General features: G+C 43.0%; 18 protein-coding genes and 1 other annotated feature. Of the genes, 7 read left to right on the forward strand and 11 right to left on the reverse strand.

Annotated elements, in window-relative coordinates; translation table 11 throughout:
* Position 1: 1 nt before the first annotated feature.
* Together hisD and hisG are read right to left on the reverse strand one after the other, a co-directional pair.
* Positions 2 to 1,324: a histidinol dehydrogenase gene (gene hisD, locus C505_RS0114390; protein WP_018693330.1), complete on the reverse strand. Its 1,323-nt coding sequence runs from the start codon at positions 1,322 to 1,324 to the stop codon at positions 2 to 4.
* 4 nt (positions 1,325 to 1,328) lie between these two features.
* The gene (gene hisG / locus C505_RS0114395; RefSeq protein WP_018693331.1) at positions 1,329 to 2,222 is read right to left on the reverse strand and encodes an ATP phosphoribosyltransferase; all 894 of its coding nucleotides are present in this window, start codon (positions 2,220 to 2,222) and stop codon (positions 1,329 to 1,331) included.
* A gap of 19 nt (positions 2,223 to 2,241) precedes the next feature.
* Positions 2,242 to 2,370 (reverse strand) — a sequence feature (His leader region).
* A gap of 258 nt (positions 2,371 to 2,628) precedes the next feature.
* Here hisG and C505_RS0114400 point away from each other — a divergent pair.
* Positions 2,629 to 2,841, forward strand: a complete 213-nt coding sequence (locus C505_RS0114400) for a hypothetical protein (protein ID WP_018693332.1) — start codon at positions 2,629 to 2,631, stop codon at positions 2,839 to 2,841.
* Positions 2,842 to 2,872: 31 nt separating this feature from the next.
* Here the strand turns inward: C505_RS0114400 and C505_RS0114405 are convergent, their stop codons facing one another.
* The 3 genes from C505_RS0114405 to C505_RS0114415 form a co-directional block, all read right to left on the reverse strand.
* Positions 2,873 to 3,487 carry a hypothetical protein gene (locus C505_RS0114405; RefSeq protein WP_018693333.1) on the reverse strand — a complete coding sequence of 205 codons (615 nt, stop codon included), beginning with the start codon at positions 3,485 to 3,487 and terminating at the stop codon, positions 2,873 to 2,875.
* Between the two features lie 96 nt (positions 3,488 to 3,583).
* Complete coding sequence (locus C505_RS0114410) at positions 3,584 to 3,889, reverse strand: DUF3301 domain-containing protein (protein ID WP_018693334.1); 306 nt, start codon at positions 3,887 to 3,889, stop codon at positions 3,584 to 3,586.
* Positions 3,880 to 4,959, reverse strand: coding sequence for a DUF3549 family protein (locus C505_RS0114415; protein WP_018693335.1), 1,080 nt, complete (start codon positions 4,957 to 4,959; stop codon positions 3,880 to 3,882). The genes C505_RS0114410 and C505_RS0114415 overlap by 10 nt, the downstream gene beginning before the upstream one ends.
* A gap of 94 nt (positions 4,960 to 5,053) precedes the next feature.
* Between C505_RS0114415 and C505_RS0114420 the strand changes: the two genes are divergently transcribed.
* From C505_RS0114420 to C505_RS0114440, 5 genes are all read left to right on the forward strand, one after another.
* The gene (locus tag C505_RS0114420; protein ID WP_018693336.1) at positions 5,054 to 5,383 is read left to right on the forward strand and encodes a YqcC family protein; all 330 of its coding nucleotides are present in this window, start codon (positions 5,054 to 5,056) and stop codon (positions 5,381 to 5,383) included.
* 1 nt (position 5,384) lies between these two features.
* The gene (gene truC, locus C505_RS0114425) at positions 5,385 to 6,122 is read left to right on the forward strand and encodes a tRNA pseudouridine(65) synthase TruC (protein ID WP_018693337.1); all 738 of its coding nucleotides are present in this window, start codon (positions 5,385 to 5,387) and stop codon (positions 6,120 to 6,122) included.
* Positions 6,123 to 6,279: 157 nt separating this feature from the next.
* The gene (locus C505_RS0114430; RefSeq protein ID WP_018693338.1) at positions 6,280 to 6,888 is read left to right on the forward strand and encodes a response regulator; all 609 of its coding nucleotides are present in this window, start codon (positions 6,280 to 6,282) and stop codon (positions 6,886 to 6,888) included.
* A gap of 185 nt (positions 6,889 to 7,073) precedes the next feature.
* Positions 7,074 to 7,934 carry an AbfB domain-containing protein gene (locus C505_RS0114435; protein ID WP_018693339.1) on the forward strand — a complete coding sequence of 287 codons (861 nt, stop codon included), beginning with the start codon at positions 7,074 to 7,076 and terminating at the stop codon, positions 7,932 to 7,934.
* A gap of 134 nt (positions 7,935 to 8,068) precedes the next feature.
* Positions 8,069 to 8,518, forward strand: a complete 450-nt coding sequence (locus C505_RS0114440) for a flavodoxin (protein ID WP_018693340.1) — start codon at positions 8,069 to 8,071, stop codon at positions 8,516 to 8,518.
* Positions 8,519 to 8,771: 253 nt separating this feature from the next.
* Here the strand turns inward: C505_RS0114440 and C505_RS0114445 are convergent, their stop codons facing one another.
* From C505_RS0114445 to C505_RS0114460, 4 genes are all read right to left on the reverse strand, one after another.
* Positions 8,772 to 11,474: a TonB-dependent receptor gene (locus tag C505_RS0114445; protein WP_018693341.1), complete on the reverse strand. Its 2,703-nt coding sequence runs from the start codon at positions 11,472 to 11,474 to the stop codon at positions 8,772 to 8,774.
* Positions 11,475 to 11,656: 182 nt separating this feature from the next.
* Positions 11,657 to 12,814, reverse strand: a complete 1,158-nt coding sequence (locus C505_RS0114450) for a hypothetical protein (protein ID WP_018693342.1) — start codon at positions 12,812 to 12,814, stop codon at positions 11,657 to 11,659.
* Positions 12,811 to 13,965, reverse strand: coding sequence for a methanobactin export MATE transporter MbnM (locus tag C505_RS0114455; RefSeq protein WP_018693343.1), 1,155 nt, complete (start codon positions 13,963 to 13,965; stop codon positions 12,811 to 12,813). Before C505_RS0114455 ends, C505_RS0114450 begins: the two co-directional genes overlap by 4 nt.
* The gene (locus tag C505_RS0114460) at positions 13,966 to 14,847 is read right to left on the reverse strand and encodes an MbnP family copper-binding protein (protein ID WP_018693344.1); all 882 of its coding nucleotides are present in this window, start codon (positions 14,845 to 14,847) and stop codon (positions 13,966 to 13,968) included.
* 186 nt (positions 14,848 to 15,033) lie between these two features.
* On the opposite strand from C505_RS0114460, the gene C505_RS0114465 reads away from it, so the two are divergent.
* On the forward strand, positions 15,034 to 15,618 hold the full coding sequence (locus C505_RS0114465) for a DNA-3-methyladenine glycosylase I (protein WP_018693345.1): 585 nt from the start codon (positions 15,034 to 15,036) through the stop codon (positions 15,616 to 15,618).
* A gap of 64 nt (positions 15,619 to 15,682) precedes the next feature.
* On the opposite strand, the gene C505_RS0114470 is transcribed toward C505_RS0114465, so the two are convergent.
* A complete protein-coding gene (locus C505_RS0114470; protein WP_157369057.1) occupies positions 15,683 to 18,733 on the reverse strand; it encodes a hypothetical protein in 3,051 nt (1,016 codons plus the stop codon).
* A gap of 309 nt (positions 18,734 to 19,042) precedes the next feature.
* The gene (locus C505_RS0114475) at positions 19,043 to 19,756 is read right to left on the reverse strand and encodes a hypothetical protein (protein ID WP_157369059.1); all 714 of its coding nucleotides are present in this window, start codon (positions 19,754 to 19,756) and stop codon (positions 19,043 to 19,045) included.
* Between the last annotated feature and the right edge of the window lie 113 nt (positions 19,757 to 19,869).

The raw sequence follows: 19,869 nt of genomic DNA on the forward strand, positions 1-19,869 counted from the left end.
CTTATCTCCGAGCCATACTGCTTGCTGCTAAGCGAATCGAGACCGCATTTTTGTGTGCATCAAGTCCTTCTAAATCTGCAAGTGTCTCAATTGTTGCGCCAAGGGCATTCAGTCCAGACTCAGAGAGTGTTTGCAGGGTGTAGCGCTTATAAAAATCAATCAGGGATAAGCTGGAATATGCGTTGCTATAACCATAGGTTGGTAAAACGTGATTCGTGCCACTGGCATAATCTCCTGCGGATTCTGGTGTCCATGGACCGACAAAGATAGAGGCTGCATTCGTGATTTGATCAGCAATTTCTGATGCGTTTTGGGTTTGAATGATCAAGTGTTCTGGTGCGTATTGGTTGCAAAGTGAAACCGCTTCCGTCATGTCTTTCACTAAGATTAACCTGGCATGTTGTAACGCTTGCGATGTGATCTCATTTCGACTGAGCTGTTGGTTTTGTCGAGAGAGTTCTACTTTCACTTCTTGGATGAGCGCTTGACTGTCTGAGAGTAAGATCACTTGAGAATCAGGCCCGTGTTCTGCCTGAGACAGTAAATCGGCCGCGATAAAAGCAGCATTCGCACTTTCATCTCCAATGACCAGGACCTCCGATGGGCCAGCAGGCATATCAATTTGGGCACCCTTTGGATCGTTTGTAATTTGGCGCTTCGCCTCAGTCACATATCGATTGCCGGGACCATAAATTTTCTGGCATTTGGGAATGGTGACTGTCCCGTTTTCTTCAGTACCATAGGCCATCGCAGCTATGGCTTGCGCGCCACCGGTAAGAAAGACCTCGTTGATCTCACATTTTAATGCAGCGTAGGCAATGGCTGGCTCGATGACTTGTTCCCCTTGGCTTGGGGGTGTGCATAATACTTTTTGCAGGCAGCCTGCAATTTGTGCCGGAACACCCAACATGAGTACGGTCGAAGGCAGAGGAGCGGAGCCACCAGGAATGTAAAAACCGACGGTTTCCAGAGGGCGATAACGCAATTCGCACTGGACACCCTGTGTGGTTTCAACCTGGATATTTTCTGGTTTTTGCGCTGCGTGGAACGCATAAATGGTTGAATAAGCGGTATCAATCGCCTGTTTTTGTTGTTCGGTCAGCAATTCTGCGGCAGCTTGAAGTTGGCTGCTTTCTACGCGCAGAGATGGTGTTGAGACGCCATCGTATTTTTCGTTGAAGTAACGTAAGACTGCATTTCCGCCTTGACGGACACGTTGCAGGATCATTGCGACATCTCGACTCAGACTCGTTTGCTCGGCAATTGCAGGTCTTGCTAATGCAAGTTGTTGCTCAGCAGGGGTTAGGTCTTCCCAAATATACATCGAACTACTCCATCATCTTTTCAATTGGTAAAACGAGAATCGAGCTGGCACCGAGTGCTTTGAGCTGCTCCATGGTTTCCCAGAAAATCGCTTCCTTGCTGACAAGATGTAAGGCAACCCGAGTGTCATCATTGATGAGTTTCATCTGTGTTGGTGACTCAGCACCTGGCAAAAGACGAATGATGTCTGCAAGATTCATCACGGGGGCGTGCAACATGATGTACTTACATTCCTTGGCTTGTTGAATACCCTGAATCCGTGGGAGTAATTTATTCAACAGGCTCGTTTTCATTTCATCTTGCATGGACTTACGTTGGATCAGAACCGCAGTAGAACGCATCATGACCGCGACTTCCTCAAGACCATTTGCTTCAAGTGTTGAACCCGTTGAGACCAAGTCACAAATTGCATCCGCAAGCCCTGCGCGTGGCGCAACTTCAACAGAGCCATTCAGTTCAACCAACTGCACCTTGATGCCTTGGGATTGAAAATATTGCTCTGTTAAACGCGGGTATGTGGTAGCAATTCGTTTTCCTTCAAACCAAGATAGGTCGGTGTAGGTAATTTCTTGTGGAATGGCTAAAGACAAGCGGCATGCGCCGAAGCTAAGTTTTTTGAGGACTTCGAACGGCTGTTCTTCAAGGCCACGGGACAGTCTCGCTTCTTCCAGAACATTTTCTCCGACAATACCAAGATCGCACACATCATCCATGACAAGGCCAGGAATATCATCATCACGAACCAGCATCAAATCGACGGCTTCGTTATCAACGTGTGCCAGAAGGCGCTGACTTTTCAGGTTAAAGTTGAGACCGCATTGGCGGAGTAATTGTTGACTGTCCTGGCTTAAACGGCCGGACTTTTGGATGGCGATGCGTAAGCGATTGTTATCAAGCATTTGGATTTATCCCAATTTAAAAACAAAAAACCCGGAGGTTGGTCTCCGGGCTTTTCGATTTTGATAACTGTCGCTTGCCGCTGGAGACGCTTGTATAGCCTCCAGCGAAATGACCCTGAAAGGCTATTCCGATGAATGGTGATGATGATGCATTGTGTTCAGGGTCAATTGTAAATTCATGTCGATTCGTTTCTCTTCAATATCGAGCTTTAAAATACGCATTTGTGCGCAACTCCTTTCACACTAATACAAAAAGATTGCCTCTGGCAACCCCTATTCAGAAAATTTTATTTATTTCACTGAAAAATAATAAAAAAATATTACGTTAAGTTTCATTGATTTCAGCCGATAAGAAGATGATAAGTTCCACAATATGAGGTTTGCGCGTGATGCGTCAAAGAGAGCAATGGACATTTTTACATCATTTATTTTACGCCAGCCCGTGAATAAACCAATGAAAATTAGATGGGTAGTGACCCCTGCTGTCCAAGATGAGCCATCAAAACTGGTGGAAGATACCGACCCCGCACTCAATAATCCAGAACCTACAGAAGTGCTCACCATCGAAGAGCAAGAAGAGCAAGTCGTCAATGATGAGCATCTCGATATTTTTGTCTAGAAAAGTTGGTTGTTTTGGGAATTTAAACGGCTTATAAATTCCAGGTAAAGTTGAGCTGATAGCCAACATCCAGTTCATCTTTGTAAAGAGAAACAAGCCCGAAGCCAATACTGAAAGTATCTGTAAAGTGGTATTTTGTGCCTGTATCCAAAGAAAGATAGGAGAAAGTGTGATCTTGCTCCTTAAAGATATTGCTTAAGTCGTCCCGGTCATGACTATCCAGATCAAAGTATCCTTTCCAATCCACATAATTATATCTGAGCCGTGTGTAAGGCTCCCATTGACCTGTTTGATAACTCCAAATTGGGCCTAGATAATAGCCTTTCGAGTCTGCATCATCATCGGACATATACGCGCCAGCTAAGAGAGCAAAGCGATGTGGGTTGTTTTTCTTGGACATTTGGTGTTTGACCCAAATAGAAGACACCACTTCCATTTGCATTTCAATTAACGCACCAATATCCGTATTGTCAGTTAATCCATAAGCAATGGATTGCGCGGGGACTGGCAAAACACTGGTCGCTGTTTGGAAGTTTCCTTTTCCAACGGATTGTGCTGTTGTAGGACCTGAGTAGGGGGCAATTGCACAACCATTGATGACAGATAGTGTTGTGAGGGCGAGTAAGATTTTCTTGATTGTGTCCATGAAATTTCCATTTTAATTGAACGCGTGATGCGGATCCTGAATTCATCCTGAGGATACTAGCATGGACATTGTGGCCTAAAATATAGCGCTTTCTACTTATATTCGATAGGGCGGAAGCTCAAACCGTGGTGCCTGGTTGCCTTCGATGGTCAATGTGCCTTGATAACGGTCTTCTCCCGTACTGCTAAATTCAAATTCGAACTGATGAGCCCATTCAAATACAGCCCGACGTCCTTTCTTTATGCTGGTTTTGCTTCTTGCGATTGAGATAAATTGCAATTGATGCTGCTCACAATGTCGCACTGCCGCTAGGCGTGCTTTTTCTGCGATGTTCCGAATATGGATGAACTGCCCGATGATGTACACGAGCAGCATCAATATCAAAATGTCTGCTAGTGACATTCTGGATTTCCTTGTGGTTGTGTAAACAGTCCACCGACAGCCGCGCTGAGTGCTGGAGTCCGGTCCTCACTGCGGATCGATGCCCAAATCAGCTCACGTAATGACGGGATTGCGGTTAAATCCGCAAAAAGCGCATTAAATACAGCTTGCCCGTCTGGGTTTTGAGCGAGTGTATTTAAGTAATTGGTACGAATCGCACTGTTTTCAAGGGTATGCCAAAGTCTGCCGGCGATGGTTGCGAGGATTTCTAAAGATTGATTTAGAGGAGAATCGAGGACATCCATGACAGCTTGGTAGCAAAGTGCTGTTGCTTGGCTGCCTGCCATTGCGCTTAATAACTTCGCAGCTTCCGTGATATTTTGGTTTTCAATCGCAAGTTTTAGCTGCGCGGAGAAAAGCTCTGTTAGTTGAGTTGAAATAGTTTGGTTTTCCAAGCAAGAGAGCAGAGGAAGGCGGACTTCTGTTGCCAACTTTGTATAGTTCTTCAGGAGCGCTTTTTCATTCTCGCCCCGATCAATGCGGGATGCAAAATCAGCGATCCCCTGATAACCAATTGTGGACCAGTCATCCCAAGGGTGCTGGCCTTTCATGTATTGTTCAACATGTTCATAGTATATTGATGCTGGTAACTTTAGGCTGACTTTTAATAAGCTGTTGAACAAAGCACTTTTGTGCTGATTGGGCTTAAAGGTGTAAGGGTTGTTGTTCAGTTTTTCCTGAATGTCTTGGTTTCCAGTAATTTGGGTACCTAAAGCCTGGATCACCATGGTAATGAAATGATTGCGTGCAGTTGGATTGAGCAACCCTTGTTCATCCAAAGGAAATTTCAAAAACCAGATAAATTGTTCGTCGCTGCGTGATTTATCCCAAAAGGCAATTCCTATCAAAGCATGTCCTTGAAATGGGAATGGATATGGGGTTTTTAGATCTTCGATATCTTTGAATGTTGATGCGGCTATTTTGCTCACTCTACGGCCAAGATCAAAAACACGGTACTGCGTGTTTGAGGTGTCCAATAGGTGATAAATCGTTGAAATATTGGCTTGTTGTTTCAAATCTGACTGCGACATAATCTTCTCTACCTTTCATTCGGCGTTCATTATATTTATTTTCAAGCATGAATGGTATGATCAGTGTGTAGTAGATGAATCACAAGGTGATCCCATGTCAAAAGTAGAACGGACCCGCGAACTCCTTATCGCATTGGAACACGCGATGAAAGAAGCCAATCTTTGGCAAACTGAACAACCCCCATTGGAAGCATTAAACAGCCAACAACCTTTTTGCTGCGATACTTTGGATTTTGAGCAGTGGCTTGAATTCATTTTTATTCCGAGAATGCATGCGTTATTGGATGGCCATTTGCCGCTTCCGGAAAATATTGCTGTATGTCCAATGGCTGAAGAAGCGTTGAAGGGGCCATCAGCAATCAAGGTGATTGATATTCTTGCGGATATTGATGAATTACTCAGTGGTAAGCGGACGCGTTCATAAGATGTTAGAAGTACTTTATCAGGATGAATGGCTGGTTGCCGTGAATAAACCGAGTGGTTTGCTAGTGCATCGTTCTTTTCTTGACCGCCATGAAACACAGTTCGCAATGCAAATGGTTCGGGATCAAATTGGGCAACATGTATATCCTGTGCATCGATTAGACAGGCCGACTTCTGGTGTTCTTTTATTTGCATTAGACTCGGATACTGCACGTTTGATGACGGAGCTTTTTGCCAATAAAGAGATGGAAAAACAGTATCTGGCTGTGGCTCGTGGCTATTTGAAAGAAGCACAACGCCTGGATTATCCGCTTAAAGAGAAGTTGGATAAAATCGCAGATAAATTTGCCGATCAGGATAAGGAAGCACAAGATGCAGTGACCTGTTTTTATCCAATCAATCAGGTCGAGTTGAATGTCCCTGTTGGCCGATATGCGACTGCAAGGTATTCCCTGGTCAAAGCGATTCCCGAGACGGGGCGAAAGCATCAGATCCGCCGGCATCTATCTCATTTGCGCCATCCAATCATTGGGGATACAACGCATGGTGATGGCAAGCATAACAAGATGTTTCGAGATGATCTTTCGGTAAGACGTCTATTGCTGGTGGCGAAGAAGTTGTCTTTTGTTCATCCGGTTAAGCAAACCAAATTAGAAATTCAGGCACCTCTTGGGGAAGAAGTCCTGACATTGTTTGAAAAGTTGGGATGGCCTGCACAAGAATCAGATTACAAAATATGATTTATCGCACCTTTTTCGATTCAATCGAGTGTGTTCCCTGAGTCATTTTTGTCCATAAAGTCTGTGATGCAAACAAAGGTCGTTTTGTCACAACAGTCAGGATTGTCCTTGATCATCTATACTTATGATGTTGTATCGTTGTAGATGAGAGGGCAAGATGTTTTCGACCCACACGATGAGAAATCATTCTCTTCAAAATCGTCGTAAATTTTTTACGACAGGACAAGTTGCAAATTATTGTGGTGTTCACTTTCGTACTGTGATCCGATGGATTGAAAAAGGCTACATAGCTGCACATACGTTACCTGGAAGAGGTGATAATCGTATCACAGAAGAAGAACTGATTCGATTTTTACAGGAAAATGAGATGCCCATTCCTGACGATCTAAAACAAACAGCAAGTCGTGTGCTCATCGTGGATGATGAAAACGATATGGCTCGTGCCATTGAGCGTGTTTTGAAAAGAAAAGGTTACAACACCGCGATTGCCAATGGCGGCTTTCAAACCGGAGCAATGTTATATAGTTTTAAGCCGGATTTGATTACGCTCGACCTGAAAATGCCTGGTATGGATGGTTACCGCTTGATGGAGTTCATTCGTTCAGAAGAAAACTGCCAAGACGTTAAAATTCTCGTTATTTCAGGTCTCTCACGGGGTGACCTTTTATCTGCCTGTATTGAGGGTGCTGATAGTTGTTTAGAAAAACCTTTTCGTAATCATGATTTGTTAGAGGAAGTTCGCTGTTTAATCGGCGAGCCGAACTAAACGATATCCTTCCATTTCTTTATTACGACAGAGAATCATTATCGCGTTTGATATTTTCTCTGTCGTGAAATCTCAACCGAAAGATAGACTTTAATGTATCACTTGCAAAATTGTATCACTTGCAAAGTTCATTCAATTCGATATTCTTGTTCCCCTTTTTAAAACGATAAAGTGTGGGAAACACCATGAAAAAAAATCGGTATATTTTAGGTCTACTATTACTTGCCTCAAGTTTTGTTTCTACTGCGGCACAAATTTACGCTGACCACTGTCGTGGGATCAATGTCGATGTGAACATCGAAATTTTTAATGGCAATGACTCCGCGATGTGGATCCCATACGGGAAAGCCAAGATGGGGGTGAATGCACAAAACAGACTCGATTGTGCGCGTAATCAAGGGAGTTGCAAACTCCGTATGTGGCCTGTGACATCGCCAAAACAACATGCGAAAGTGTATACGTTAAGCCATGACAGTCGCTTTTATTTTTGTAATATCTTAGGGAATAATAGTCTCCCAGAAATTTTGCCGTTACGAGGCAGCTGCTCAAATGCTTGGCTATGTCGAGGAGAGTATCCTCCGCGTCCGATCCCGGATCATATTTCAAGCGATGTGCCACTGAATCAAATCATCTCCCTTCGTTCACAGAATTATCCCAATATGTGCTTGAAGCATGAGAACTTCCAGATGTACCTTCGTCCATGTGATTTCAATAATAATGATTTTAAATTTGAAGTTGTGCCTGGACTGCTTGATAGTGACAATAAAATCTCCTTTGAGTCAGTCAGTCACCGTGGGTATTATCTAAGGCACAAGAGTTATAAAATGCGCATGGATAAACTCTCATCTAGCACGGATAAACTCCAGCTAAAATCTGATGCGTCTTTTTGGGCCGTCCAAAGCTATGCAGACTTAAATCGGTTTGCCTTTCGTATCCCATTTACGGACAATTTATATCTTCGCCACAAGAACTACGCCTTTATCATTGACAATGTACAAACAGAATTAGACACCAAAGATACGTCATTTGAATTTGTCGTTCATTAGTGACGCAGGCATGTGGAGGTATTGTAGGGTGCTTCCACTTCGCATGTGTATTCAGTATGATAACGCATGAGGCTTTGTGGATGGTCTATTGGTTTGAAGCAAACATTTGCTTGAAAAATATATAAGGATAAATTATGGCTAAAATAGCGATTGTTGTCGGGACGGTTTATGGTGCAGCTCAGTTTGTTGCTGAACAAGCCGCGGAAGTACTTGAAGGTTTATCCCACCAAGTCAATGTTTATGACGACCCTGAAGTTTCAAAGATTACAGCGCCTGATGTTGACTTCATTCTTGTAATCAGCTCGACAACGGGTGCCGGTGATTTACCACCGAATATTACCGAGTTTTATGTCAATCTGAAAGATCAATTCCCGTTACTCACAGGGAAACAGTTTGCCGTCATTGCACTTGGTGATTCAAGCTATGGTGAAACTTATTGTGGAGGTGGTGCTCAATTGGATGCACTGTTTGAAGAGCTACAAGCAACGCGATTAAAAGGTATGCTAAAAATAGATGCATGTGAATACATGCAACCAGAAGATGCAGCATTACCTTGGATAAAATCTTGGGCAGAAAACCTGTAATAAAATAAAGAAGGGCTTTGCAAAGCCCTTCTCATACGAAATGATAATCTCGATTTACCCATTCCCTATATCGTTGTTACTTCAAGAATCGCTGTCTAAGGCATTCAGATAATGCATCCCCTTCATCGGTTAAACACAGATCGTTGATCCGAGTCATTTTGCCCGAGAAGACATAAAGTATCCCTCCAAAGACTGAAAAGAGATGATAGAGATTACTTTGAGCGAGTAGGCTATGCACCCGCTCCAAGTTGAGTTAGAAACTCACCGTCACTTTACCATAGACAAATCGTCCTTCAGCACTATGTGTCGCAGTGTCATAGCCCATGAAATCAGAATAGATGAATGGTGGTTCTTCGTTGAATAGGTTGTTTGCACCTAATGTGAATGTCCAGTTTTCTAGGCCATGGTAGGTGCCGGAGATATCAACGGTTTCCCATGCATCGACGGTGTGATGGCCTTTCTTGGCTTCATCATTATCCTTATATTCTCCAATGTAATTGAGACGAAAATTGGCTGTGTAATCTTGATAAGCCCAATCAATCGCTGCTGTCCAACGCCACTCAGGGTGTTGGAATTCACCAGCACGTTCTTTGGTGATATCGACGAGTTTGTTGTCTGCATTTAAGCCTGGTCGTGTTTCTTCGAATGAATTGACGAAGGTGCCTGCCAGTGATGTTTTAAACTCACCTGCATTGGAGTCCAAGGTGTAAGTCACGTCAAAATCGATGCCTGATGTTTTTTGTCGGCCGATATTTTGGAACTGATCGTGAACTCGATGAATTGAACCTAATACACCCGCATTCGATAAATTTCTTTCAACAACACTGGGGTCATCGCCACGGCTCGATAATAGTGCCTGCGTATTCGAATCAATCAAATTTTCTTGATCATAATGCCAATAATCAATAGCGAAACTGAAGCTATCCATAGGTTCGATGATGATGCCGAAGTTATAGCTCTCTGATTCTTCTGGCTTTAAGTTGGGGTTTCCTTTAAAAATAACTGTATATTCAACAGGAGAGCAGTCGTTCTTTTCGCCAGTTTGCGCGCAACGCATCGTATCAACCAGAGTTGGAGATTGATCTGATTGTCCTAGACCAAGCTGGTGTAGTGAAGGCGCTCTGAAAGCCGTTCCCCAAGAACCACGTACGCTGAGGAAATCGGTTGGTGTATAAAGAAATGAAATTTTAGGATCGGTTGTTGTGCCAAAATCGCTGTAATCTTCGTGACGTAGTGCAAGCTGAATTTCTAGATCTTCGAGTGCTGGGATTGCAAGCTCGGCATAGATCGCAGTATTGTCACGTCTTCCTGAAGCGCGTGTTGCCTCAGTTCCAAAGATTTCACCATTCAGATATTGATTGTCTGGCGTGTCATTGATGGATTCTTCTCGATACTCAACGCCAACGGCAAGGCCAAGTGGACCATATGGCATTTCTGTGACAGCACCATTCAGGTTTGCTGAGAAGCTCTCCATTCTTGATGTTCCCTTACGCAATGTATGTGCTTGCATTTTGTCGATTTGAGACAGGAGTACTGTCGATGGTTCGAAGATGTCATATTCTTCTGCATCAATGAGTTGTTGGATCCGTTTTTGGTTCGCAAAACCATTGAGTCCTTGCTCTGTTGCTGAGCTTCGGATATTTAAATAGGTTGTATTCCAGTTCCAATCCCCAAAGTCACCTTCTAGACCCAGAACGAATCGATAATAATCTGAGTCGACTTGCTTACGGCGATTACCAAGCTCAACCATTCTACGGCGCATTTGTAGTGGAAGACCATGAAGCGCATGATCGGGCAAGTCTTTCAGTGGGTGGAATTTGTTATTGGCAGACATAAATAGTTCATTAAATCCGGGGCTTCCTGCACCTTGAACATAAGTTGAATTATGGCTGATATTGATTTCTGCAAATGAGCGAATCCAGTCGCTAAACTCTCGCTTGCCAAGATATGTGAATCCGACGCGCTCAGATGAAGGAGACAGGGTTGAGTGGGGGGCATAATCATAACGGCAGGTTGTTGTACCATCTTTTCTTTTTGTGATATCACTTTGTGGGCATTGATCAGTACCGTACACATCAGCATATTCAAGTAAAGCAGGGTGTTTTATAAAGTTTGGATCATTTTGCCACTCTTTTAATTTATCTTTGTTCGCTTCATCTTTCGTAAATTCATCTGCCCAAAGGCTAAAGGTGCCCGGGTAACCGGAAGAACTTCTGAAGTCATCACCGCCGTTGCGGGTTTGGTTGGCGGATTGAGAATACTCGCGCTGACTAAACAAGATTTGTTCTTTTTTGGTGTAGTCCAAGATCACCGTATGGCTCGTATCTTTTCCGCTGTTGCCCCAAAGGAGTGACATACTGGTTTCTTTTGCTCCGCCATCCGCTGTGTCACCATGTTTTACTGTAAATTCAGTTCCCTCAACATCATCGCGTAAAATGATATTGACGACACCAGCGATCGCATCGGAGCCATAAATTGCAGATGCACCATCTTTGAGAATATCGACACGTTTGATGGCAGAAAGCGGGATATTATTTAAGTCTACAAATGCGGTATCAATGCTTTTTGCAAAAGGGTTGACTGCGACGCGACGACCATTTATCAATACAAGTGTAGAGTCTGCGCCCAGCCCTCTTAGTGAGACACTTGCGGAACCATTGGCGGTATCATCACTATCATTGCCTTGCGCGCTAAATGTACCATTTCCACTAATGGGCAACTTTTGGAAAAGTGAAATAAGATCGGTGACTCCTGTTTTTTTGATATCTTCGGAAGACATGGATGTGACTGGGGAAGGACCTTCCAAATCGGTTCGTTTGATATGGGAACCCGTGACTTCGATTCTTTCTATCTCTTCATCTGCGGCAATTGCTTGAGAAGACAGAGTAAAATAACTTGTGACTGCTAGCGCACAGCTTGAAATTCGGAAAATTTTCTTAATTTCCATCATGACCATCCTGTATTTAATAAAAACTCATTATTGTTAGATATTTATTCTTTTTGAGGTTATCTTTCTAACACTTTGGGGTGGGGGAGGCAACAGGCGATTGTGGGCTTTCAGCGCGTGATATGGAGGTGAATGTCCCAGGAAGCTCTGGCAATACTTTTCAACTGCATCGTAAAGCCAGAACCAAAGCTTTAAAATTTGCCTATATCGAGGGTGGCTTGATAAACGAGCCAGATTTGATTTTCAGTATTTTCTGTTGTTTGGTCGTGCGTCAATTGGAGCTTCAAATCTTGCCCATGCTGAAATTGCCAGTTGAACATCGCGCTGATTCGGGATGGCTCGTGGCCATTTGAGAACATAAATTCCGAAAACGTACTCAGGTTATCTGTTTTTAGTTTGTTATCGCTTGCTAATTGTTCGTATCGAATGGCTGCTCCCATCGAGTTGCCTTTCCAGTAGAGCTCATGCCACCATCCATCACTTTGGCTCTCGTACAACGCCTTGATCTGTTGGACATCTCTTAGCTCACCGGATTCATCACGGTATGCATATTCAAATTGCCAACCAAACTGGTGATATTGCACATCCATTCCAGCGGTCCATAAATAGCTATCTCCAGAGAAGATGATCTCTTTTTGTAGCTGGTTATGGGTATGCTCTACATCCAAATTACTGCGCTCATCAGCACGAAAATAACTGAGAGAAGTTTGAAAATGAATGTCCACATCTGTGATATGTTGGTGACCAAAATAGCTGAGTCCACCAGCTGCTGGTGTTGAGCTGTCTTTCGCACTTTTTGCGGGAAAATCATCGCCGCCTGTTGCCCAAAAATTCACACGGTGAAAATGATCTGCCCATGTTAGTAATAAGCCGACATCGTTAAAGTGCTCCCCTAAAAAAGCTTGTTGGCTGAGGCTTGCATCGATAAATCGCCATTTATGTGGGTGAACACCATTGTGCCAGCCGATTGGCGCATACCAACGGCCAACTTTGAGTTGCAGCTGTTCCCATGGTAGCTCTGGGCTGGCCCAAAACTCTTCAATAGTCAGGTTTTCATCTGCATGCTTTCCAATCACAAACTTACCAGAGCCCAAACCCGGCCGATAAGCAGCAAAAGCAATTTCAGCATGCATCAAGTTGAATCCTTCATCGTGCGGTCCTGCATTTCCCGGAACAATAAAGCCAGGGATCTTCCAAGTATTGGTTTCGCGTGAGTCTTGATACCAACCAGCCTGCATGAGTGCAGCTATCCCTTGGTCCGATTTTTTGTGAAATGGATCTGCAATTGTAGGATTGGAGAATAAGGTGCCGGCAGAAAAGGCACACATAATATAAAAATACGGTTTCATTGTTCCTGCTCAAACGGGTTCGAAAATCTTGGATTGTTGATAAAGTCACGATCAGTCAGACTCAGTAAAAACGCCTTCAGGTCTTGTTTTTCTTGCGTTGAAATGGAAAAGCCTTTCACGAAGTCACTTTTGAATGGGTTATACCGGCCATCGCCTTGATAGGGACCAGATGTGACATTGCGGCCACCAGCGGCGTAGAAATCAATCACTGCATCCAATGTTGCAATCGAACCATCGTGCATATAGGGCGCTGTCAGCTCAATATTACGCAGCGTTGGTGGGCGAAACTTCCCCATATCATCAGCTTCATTCGTCACTTCAAAAATACCTGTATTGTTTTCTGGGTATGCACCATGTCTGTCAGTGTCGTATAGCCCTGTATTAAAAAACGGGCGGCTGACGAACTTCGTATCCGCATGCACAGTAGAGTCACTAAAGTTAAATCCATTGTGGCAATGAAAACACTCCATTTTTTCTGAGTTAAATAGTGCCTGCCCACGTTTTGCTGAAGGGCTTAGCTCGCCACGATCAAAAGGGGCGTTATTTGAAATCAATCCACGGTTAAACACGGCGAGTGCATCGATGATTCGCGGAAAGGTTATCGGATCGGCTTCATCCGGAAAAGCCGCTTCAAATAAAGACACATATTTAGGCACATGACGAAATCGGGCGAGAATTTCCGGTTTATTCTTATCCGTCACACCAAGCTCTGTTGGTAATTCACCAAAAATAGGGATCACCAATTGTTGTTCAATTTGATGAAGGAGTGGGTTGCCCCAGGTGTAAGTCGCGTTATACGCGATATTGGTCAGCGTCTGAGAATTACGTGCGAGTTGCTCCCCTGTGGAACCTTTTGGCGTCACCTTTCCATCAGTAAAAGCAAATTGTTGCAAGTGACAAGATTCACAGGATTGGGTTTGATTCCCGGATAAACGAACATCGTAAAACAAATGACGACCCAGCTGAAATTTTGCCTCTGTCGCTAGGTTTTCCTCGGGTTGCTTTGGCTTTGGAAAATGTTTTCTTTGAAATGAAAACCCATCCGGCGATGGTTCGTCATCCAAGGGTTCATGTTCAAACTCTGATTGATTACAGCCAGCCAGGAATAACCCAGCTAGCAAAAGTACCCAGTGATACTGCAACTTTTTCATTTATTCAACTCTAACCCAGGATTGTGTTGAACACAGTGACTCTTCACCATCAGGGCAGACGCCTCGGTCAATATCTAGGCCAAGGGTTTGATAGAGGTCCGTACACGCTTCAGTTGGGCTGGACATGCAGTTTGAAGATACTGAGATATCATTGTTTTTAATGAGCGCTGCATAATCAAAGACAATGGTACTTTTTGCGGGGTCAAAGTTTTTGAGTTGGTAGTTTGGACGATTGGGTCGTGCATTGGTACAATCGATGTCTTCCTTATCCGCATTTGTGACTTCACAGCCTGTTGTGCCCAGATGAATGAACATGTTCTTTACATCAATGCGCATATGCTTATGGCCTTTTTGCCATGTCCAGTTCATTCCGGCTACGTCAAGCGGTGAAACCGCATCTTCGCCATCAATCCCTTTGTGGTTGAGCGCTTTTGGGACACCGATCGTAAATTCAATGGCGGTGTAATTGTCTTGAGGCGCACTGCCAATGATTTTCGTATTCATCGCTTCCGTTGCGTTTTTACAAGTCCCTTGACCGTTTTCAAAGTCTAATAAAGCAACATTTTGATATTGCCAAGCGCCATCTTGTTTGAGTTTCAATTCGACAGATTTATTTTTGTCGTTGACCAGTTTGACTTGAGAAATATACATCCGAAAGTCACGAAATTCCGGAGACACCCCAGTTGTACCGACGGGTGCATCGGTCATTTGTTGGCACGCGATTGGTTGGTCAGCAACTTTCGCAGCGAAGTGAATGGTATAAGACTTCATTTCCGTTTGCGGTTCTGGGGAGTTTTTCGGCGTTGGGTTGTCCGAGCTACCCCCACATGCGCTGAGCAAAGAAAATATCGGAAAAGTCAGAAATAGGGCGGTTTTTTTCATCTGCATCTCAACTTAAAATGACGGAAAAATAATGGAGCAAAGATACTGAATTTCAAGTGAGGCGCAATGCGACAAATTGTCACACCATCCTTGGTATGATTGAACAATCATCAATGGAAGTGCTTGACGTTGAAGAAATATTCAGCTAGCTTAACTGTGTTTTTATACAGTAAAGAGAAAAGTGCAATGGAAAACACATGCCGTTGTCCTTGGGTGGACCTGACGAAACCCGATTATATCGCCTACCATGATGAAGAGTGGGGCGTGCCTGTTTGGGATGAGCAAAAAATGTTTGAGTTTTTGATGTTAGAATCAGCTCAAGCGGGCTTAAGCTGGTATACCATTTTAAAAAAACGCGAGAACTACCGTGCTGCTTTCGATGGTTTTAATCCAGAAAAAGTCGCGCGATATGATGACCAAAAAATAGCTTCTCTGCTTCAAGATGCGGGGATTGTCCGCAATAAACTCAAAATTCATTCTGCCGTGAATAATGCACAGCTATTTTTGGATGTGCAGGATAAGCATGGTTCATTTTGTGAGTTTCTTTGGCAGTTCGTGGATGGGCAACCCATCGTCAATGAGTTAAACACGCTGAGTGATTATCCCGCAACCAGCAAAGAGTCCGATCAAATGAGCAAGGTATTAAAAAAACTTGGATTTAAGTTTGTTGGATCGACAATCTGCTATGCTCACATGCAGGCAACAGGCATGGTGAACGATCATAGTTTGGATTGCTATCGCAGATCGGAAGTCATTGAAGGCTATAAGTGAAATGGGATTAACGCCAACCTTTCAAGAATAAAAGATTGGCGTCAAGTCCTAAGCAAAGAATGCCTTAACGCACAGCCCTGCGTAAAACAACAGGGAGTAATAACAGCAGATAGAACATCGATCCGCCACCACTCTCACCTGAGTTTATAGGTTGTTGTGGCTGTTCAAACTGAGGAACATCATCATTGTGTCCATTGTTATCTGTATCCGAGTTGTTCGTTCCAGTGTCATTCGATCCAGTATCGTCTGACCCAGTATTTGTCGGCGGTGGCGTAACCCCCGGTGTTTTTGGATCCGTATTTGTGTCCGTTTTTGGTGGAACTGGGTCATTAGAACCAGTGCCGCCTGAGTTATTATTTGGCGGTGTTGATCCACCTGTATTTGTCGAAGGTGGGTTTACGACTGGGTTTGATGGTGCACTTGCCTTTGGTAGTACTGTAAATGACACAGTTCTTGGTGAACTTTCGATACCATCTTGTTTGACGATAAGTTCTAGCGCCATCTCTTTTTGAGTGGTGACCGTTGGCACTTGGAACGAAAGTGAACCCTGAGTTGTATCTCTGCTCAATGACAAGCCATCTTTACCGCGCCACTGATATCTAGTCTGCCCGGATTGATCTAGGTTCAAGATGCTGGAACGGACTGTCAACATTTGTCCAGATTGGATTTGTGGCAAGCTCTTATCCATACGGACGATTTCTGGCTTTGTTGGGACAACGGTGACTTCGAAGCGAACAGGTGCGCTTTTGTATTGTTTATCACCAGCAACAAGCTCAAAAACTAAATTTGTTTTTTGAGTCACAATGGGAGCAAAAAATGTTAAAGAATGCTCAGCATCACTCAGATCTATGTTAATGCCTGAGCTATCAACTTGTTTCCACAGATAGCTTTCTGCCAGCTTATTAAATGTTGGTGCAATGTGAACGACTTCATTTGATGTAAAAACAGCTTTTTTCAATCTTGGCTCGATGATCCATGGGTGCGATACACTTGGCACAATGATTTCGATCTTTTCGCTTAACTTGTTCTGAGCGTATTCCAAGTTTGTATCAAACTTTTGATTAATTACAGGTTGTTGTTGTTCAGGTAGTTTGTGTACCGAAAGCTTAAGCTTATCCAGTATGACACTTGTATTGATCACTCCTTCTTGCTCAAGAGTTGACCAACTTTCTAATTTTTTATCCGATTGGAAGCCTGGATAATAAGTATTGATTTCTTGCTCAGTGTGTTCCGGAGCATAGATTTGTTTGATAACTCGATGCTGAGCCTCACAAGTGAAGCTTTTTGTCTGGTGAATAACACCCCATTGTTTCACAACAAGATCAAGCTGACCATTTGTATACGTCGATTGCCCTGTTCTGACTTTAAGTGCCCATTGTGTATCTAAGCTTCTTCCTTTTAAAGCTTCTAAACTATTTTTTTCTGAATGGAAAATTGGTAAGTACTGTTGCAATCGCCCATTATCTGTTGAGCCTCTATAGATGATGAACTCTTCACTAGGGTAGCCATATTCAAGAATAATTTCAAAAGGCTCCGTAATTTTTTCATTTAGCTCCAGATCAACCCAAATTCTAATATGATTAATTAATTTATTAGTACCAGAAATAAAGAAAGAAGAAGAACGTTTATCTTTATCATCGATTGAGTCAAGGCGGTTTAATCTAAGCCACATTTCTTCCATTGGGTAGCCGATAGTTTCAGAAAAAGACTTTTTCAACTCTACTTCTTTTCCGCCTTTATCAATAGCACTAATTGTTAAATCAAACTCTGCATTAGTACCACACTGAGAATTTTTCGTACTTATTGCAAGTGGCTGAGAGAATTCAGAAAAAGAGAACGGGTTTGGTGAAGTGTTATGAATTGTACCCGTGATTACCTCAATATTATCTGTTTTTGGAGTGATTGCAGCCGAAATTTGTGTCAACTTGCTGGATTCAGGCGTATTGATCACTGGCGTAATTGTCCACGTATGACCTGGGATCAATAAATCTGATACATCGACGTGATGTATATCAACTCGAGGTTCTAAAATGCCCTGTTGAATAAAGTGCTTTTCAAAAACTTCTGCAATTGGTTTATTTGGGTATAGCTTGTTTGCTGTACTTATAATTGAATTTGCCCATAATGGCATATTCGAATGGAGTGATAAATTCTCCATGGAGAGAACTATCACTTTATCAATTTCATCTTTATGGGCTAGCCCTCCTTCTACTAACTCTAGAAAGCTTTGATACAGTGGGGTAGACCAGACAGGCTCTGAGTGATCGTGGTGTCCGGTATACGTTTTTTCTGGATCGTATTTATTTGTTGGTTGATTAACACTTCTAACTCTATTTGATTCAGCCCAAACTGCCCAAGTATTCTTTTTAAAATTCCTATTGGAAATCCCCCAGCGATAACTCATTGCCCAGTAGTCGGCAAAAGCTTCATCCATTGTATGCCAATCACCTGTAACAATGCTTAAGTCTCGACGACCAACAACTTGGCTACCAATGATATGCGCAAATTCATGGATAACTATATCGCTATCTTCTGCATTTGGTGCAGTTGAACACTCTGAGCCATTTGAACATCTTGTAGCATTCAAAATATTTGAACCACCAAGAACAAGTGTGTGAGAGTCAGATTTATAGGAAGAGCCTGATGTACTATCTAAAACAATATGGATTGGCTTAATCGACCAACTTTCCTTTTTATCCTCAGGAAGCAAACTTTCGTAATAACGCTGAGCTGCATCAACCAGATAATAGGCATTCGCATATTGGAATGCTTGACCGTCACGTCGGCTATGGAGCCACTGACCATTATTTGATACAGCGTTAGATGCATAGTTAGAAATATAAGCTTTTGAGCCTTTTAGGTGATATGTCACTCGGCCATCTTGTGTTGTTATTTTTGTGACTTCTGGGAGCGTTCGAGGTTTATACGCATCTGCTAGGATGGAATCGGGTGTATTGACAGAAATATCATCACGCTGCAAAGCAATGACTGGATTCACAGGAAATACGTTGGCTTCACCTTGTACGATTTCGCTTGTCGCGGTTGTATTTGCATAAATTGGGAGTTGCACTAGACCCATACAGAGGAGTACAAAGTTGATCACGGGTTTTTTCACTTCTTTCTCACTAAAAAATGACGAAAACGATCCTTTTGATAGTTTTCGCTTGTTACTGGGAGTTGTTCAAAAAAAGAGCTATTTTAACACCAAAGAATTAATATTCAAGTAATAAGTAACTTTAAGCTTATTTTCATGAGCTATACATAATTTAATATGTTGAATGGTAAAGATAATTTAGAGTAAACGATGTGTGTGGATAGCATGAACTTTGTTGAGGGTGGATATAAGAAAAGTCTCAATGAGACTCTTCTTTGTTTCCATAGTGATACTTTTCGAGGATGAAAGTTGGTGTCTTAGCCAATTTTATTACCGGCCATCAAGAGATAGGGTGAGTGGAGATAATACAGGATAAGAATGGGCACTTTGCGACGATGGGCCGGATGTGAGTTCGATGACATACTGTTTTGTTCCCGGCTGAAAGCCAGGTGAGCCTTCAACAGCAAAGGTGATCCGCCAATCCAGTGCTTGATTCGGAGAAAATTGCCGAATGTTGCCAAACGCGCCTGCTCTTCTTGGAATACTCCAGTTAATGGTGGTAATTTTCTTCTCAAAGTTAATGTGATAGTTAAAAAAATCAATCATGCGGTGGCGGCTATTCTCCCAGTTAATCGGGATCCATCGGCCTTGATGACCTCGAATATGAATATTGGTTTGAACGCGAAATCGATTCCTCGGCGCATTTCCCGTATCGTAGATGTAATAAAGCGCATCATTTAAGATGATCCGACCTTTAAATGGCAAATTGAGTTCTTGACGGATGTGCGGGTTGTCTTCTGGATGATAATCACATGATTCATCATGACGGTTTAAACAAACAAGAACCTGCTGATCACCATTGAGGTCAAAAGGGTGCTCAATTGTGGCTTCAAACCAAGACTTCACTCCTTGTTTGGGACCGTCATCGACGGGAGTACATCGGAACGATACGGGTTGATTATCATTGGGAATTGAAGTTTCAACAATGGCTGAAACATGAAAAGTGTACAGTGATAAGGATACAGACAATAGATTGAATTTCATGACATCACCTGTCAGATATTGTAAAAAAGAAGCGCTACGAAAACTTATACGGTAGAGCTGAACGGTATGTGGCTCACGGCCGTACGCGTGAGCCTGCGTGTAGCTCTTGCGGG

This window comes from Algicola sagamiensis DSM 14643 (genome assembly GCF_000374485.1).
Lineage (GTDB): Bacteria > Pseudomonadota > Gammaproteobacteria > Enterobacterales > Alteromonadaceae > Algicola > Algicola sagamiensis.

Bases quoted from the DNA above. Each gene is read 5' to 3' on its own strand.
- C505_RS0114450 (WP_018693342.1), bottom strand. From the start codon at position 12,814: ATGAAACCGTATTTTTATATTATGTGTGCCTTTTCTGCCGGCACCTTA.
- C505_RS0114455 (WP_018693343.1), bottom strand. From the start codon at position 13,965: ATGAAAAAGTTGCAGTATCACTGGGTACTTTTGCTAGCTGGGTTATTC.
- C505_RS0114435 (WP_018693339.1), top strand. From the start codon at position 7,074: ATGAAAAAAAATCGGTATATTTTAGGTCTACTATTACTTGCCTCAAGT.
- truC (WP_018693337.1), top strand. From the start codon at position 5,385: ATGTTAGAAGTACTTTATCAGGATGAATGGCTGGTTGCCGTGAATAAA.
- C505_RS0114460 (WP_018693344.1), bottom strand. From the start codon at position 14,847: ATGAAAAAAACCGCCCTATTTCTGACTTTTCCGATATTTTCTTTGCTC.
- C505_RS0114475 (WP_157369059.1), bottom strand. From the start codon at position 19,756: ATGAAATTCAATCTATTGTCTGTATCCTTATCACTGTACACTTTTCAT.
- C505_RS0114420 (WP_018693336.1), top strand. From the start codon at position 5,054: ATGTCAAAAGTAGAACGGACCCGCGAACTCCTTATCGCATTGGAACAC.
- hisD (WP_018693330.1), bottom strand. From the start codon at position 1,324: ATGTATATTTGGGAAGACCTAACCCCTGCTGAGCAACAACTTGCATTA.
- hisG (WP_018693331.1), bottom strand. From the start codon at position 2,222: ATGCTTGATAACAATCGCTTACGCATCGCCATCCAAAAGTCCGGCCGT.
- C505_RS0114465 (WP_018693345.1), top strand. From the start codon at position 15,034: ATGGAAAACACATGCCGTTGTCCTTGGGTGGACCTGACGAAACCCGAT.
- C505_RS0114440 (WP_018693340.1), top strand. From the start codon at position 8,069: ATGGCTAAAATAGCGATTGTTGTCGGGACGGTTTATGGTGCAGCTCAG.
- C505_RS0114400 (WP_018693332.1), top strand. From the start codon at position 2,629: ATGGACATTTTTACATCATTTATTTTACGCCAGCCCGTGAATAAACCA.
- C505_RS0114430 (WP_018693338.1), top strand. From the start codon at position 6,280: ATGTTTTCGACCCACACGATGAGAAATCATTCTCTTCAAAATCGTCGT.
- C505_RS0114405 (WP_018693333.1), bottom strand. From the start codon at position 3,487: ATGGACACAATCAAGAAAATCTTACTCGCCCTCACAACACTATCTGTC.
- C505_RS0114415 (WP_018693335.1), bottom strand. From the start codon at position 4,959: ATGTCGCAGTCAGATTTGAAACAACAAGCCAATATTTCAACGATTTAT.
- C505_RS0114410 (WP_018693334.1), bottom strand. From the start codon at position 3,889: ATGTCACTAGCAGACATTTTGATATTGATGCTGCTCGTGTACATCATC.
- C505_RS0114445 (WP_018693341.1), bottom strand. From the start codon at position 11,474: ATGGTCATGATGGAAATTAAGAAAATTTTCCGAATTTCAAGCTGTGCG.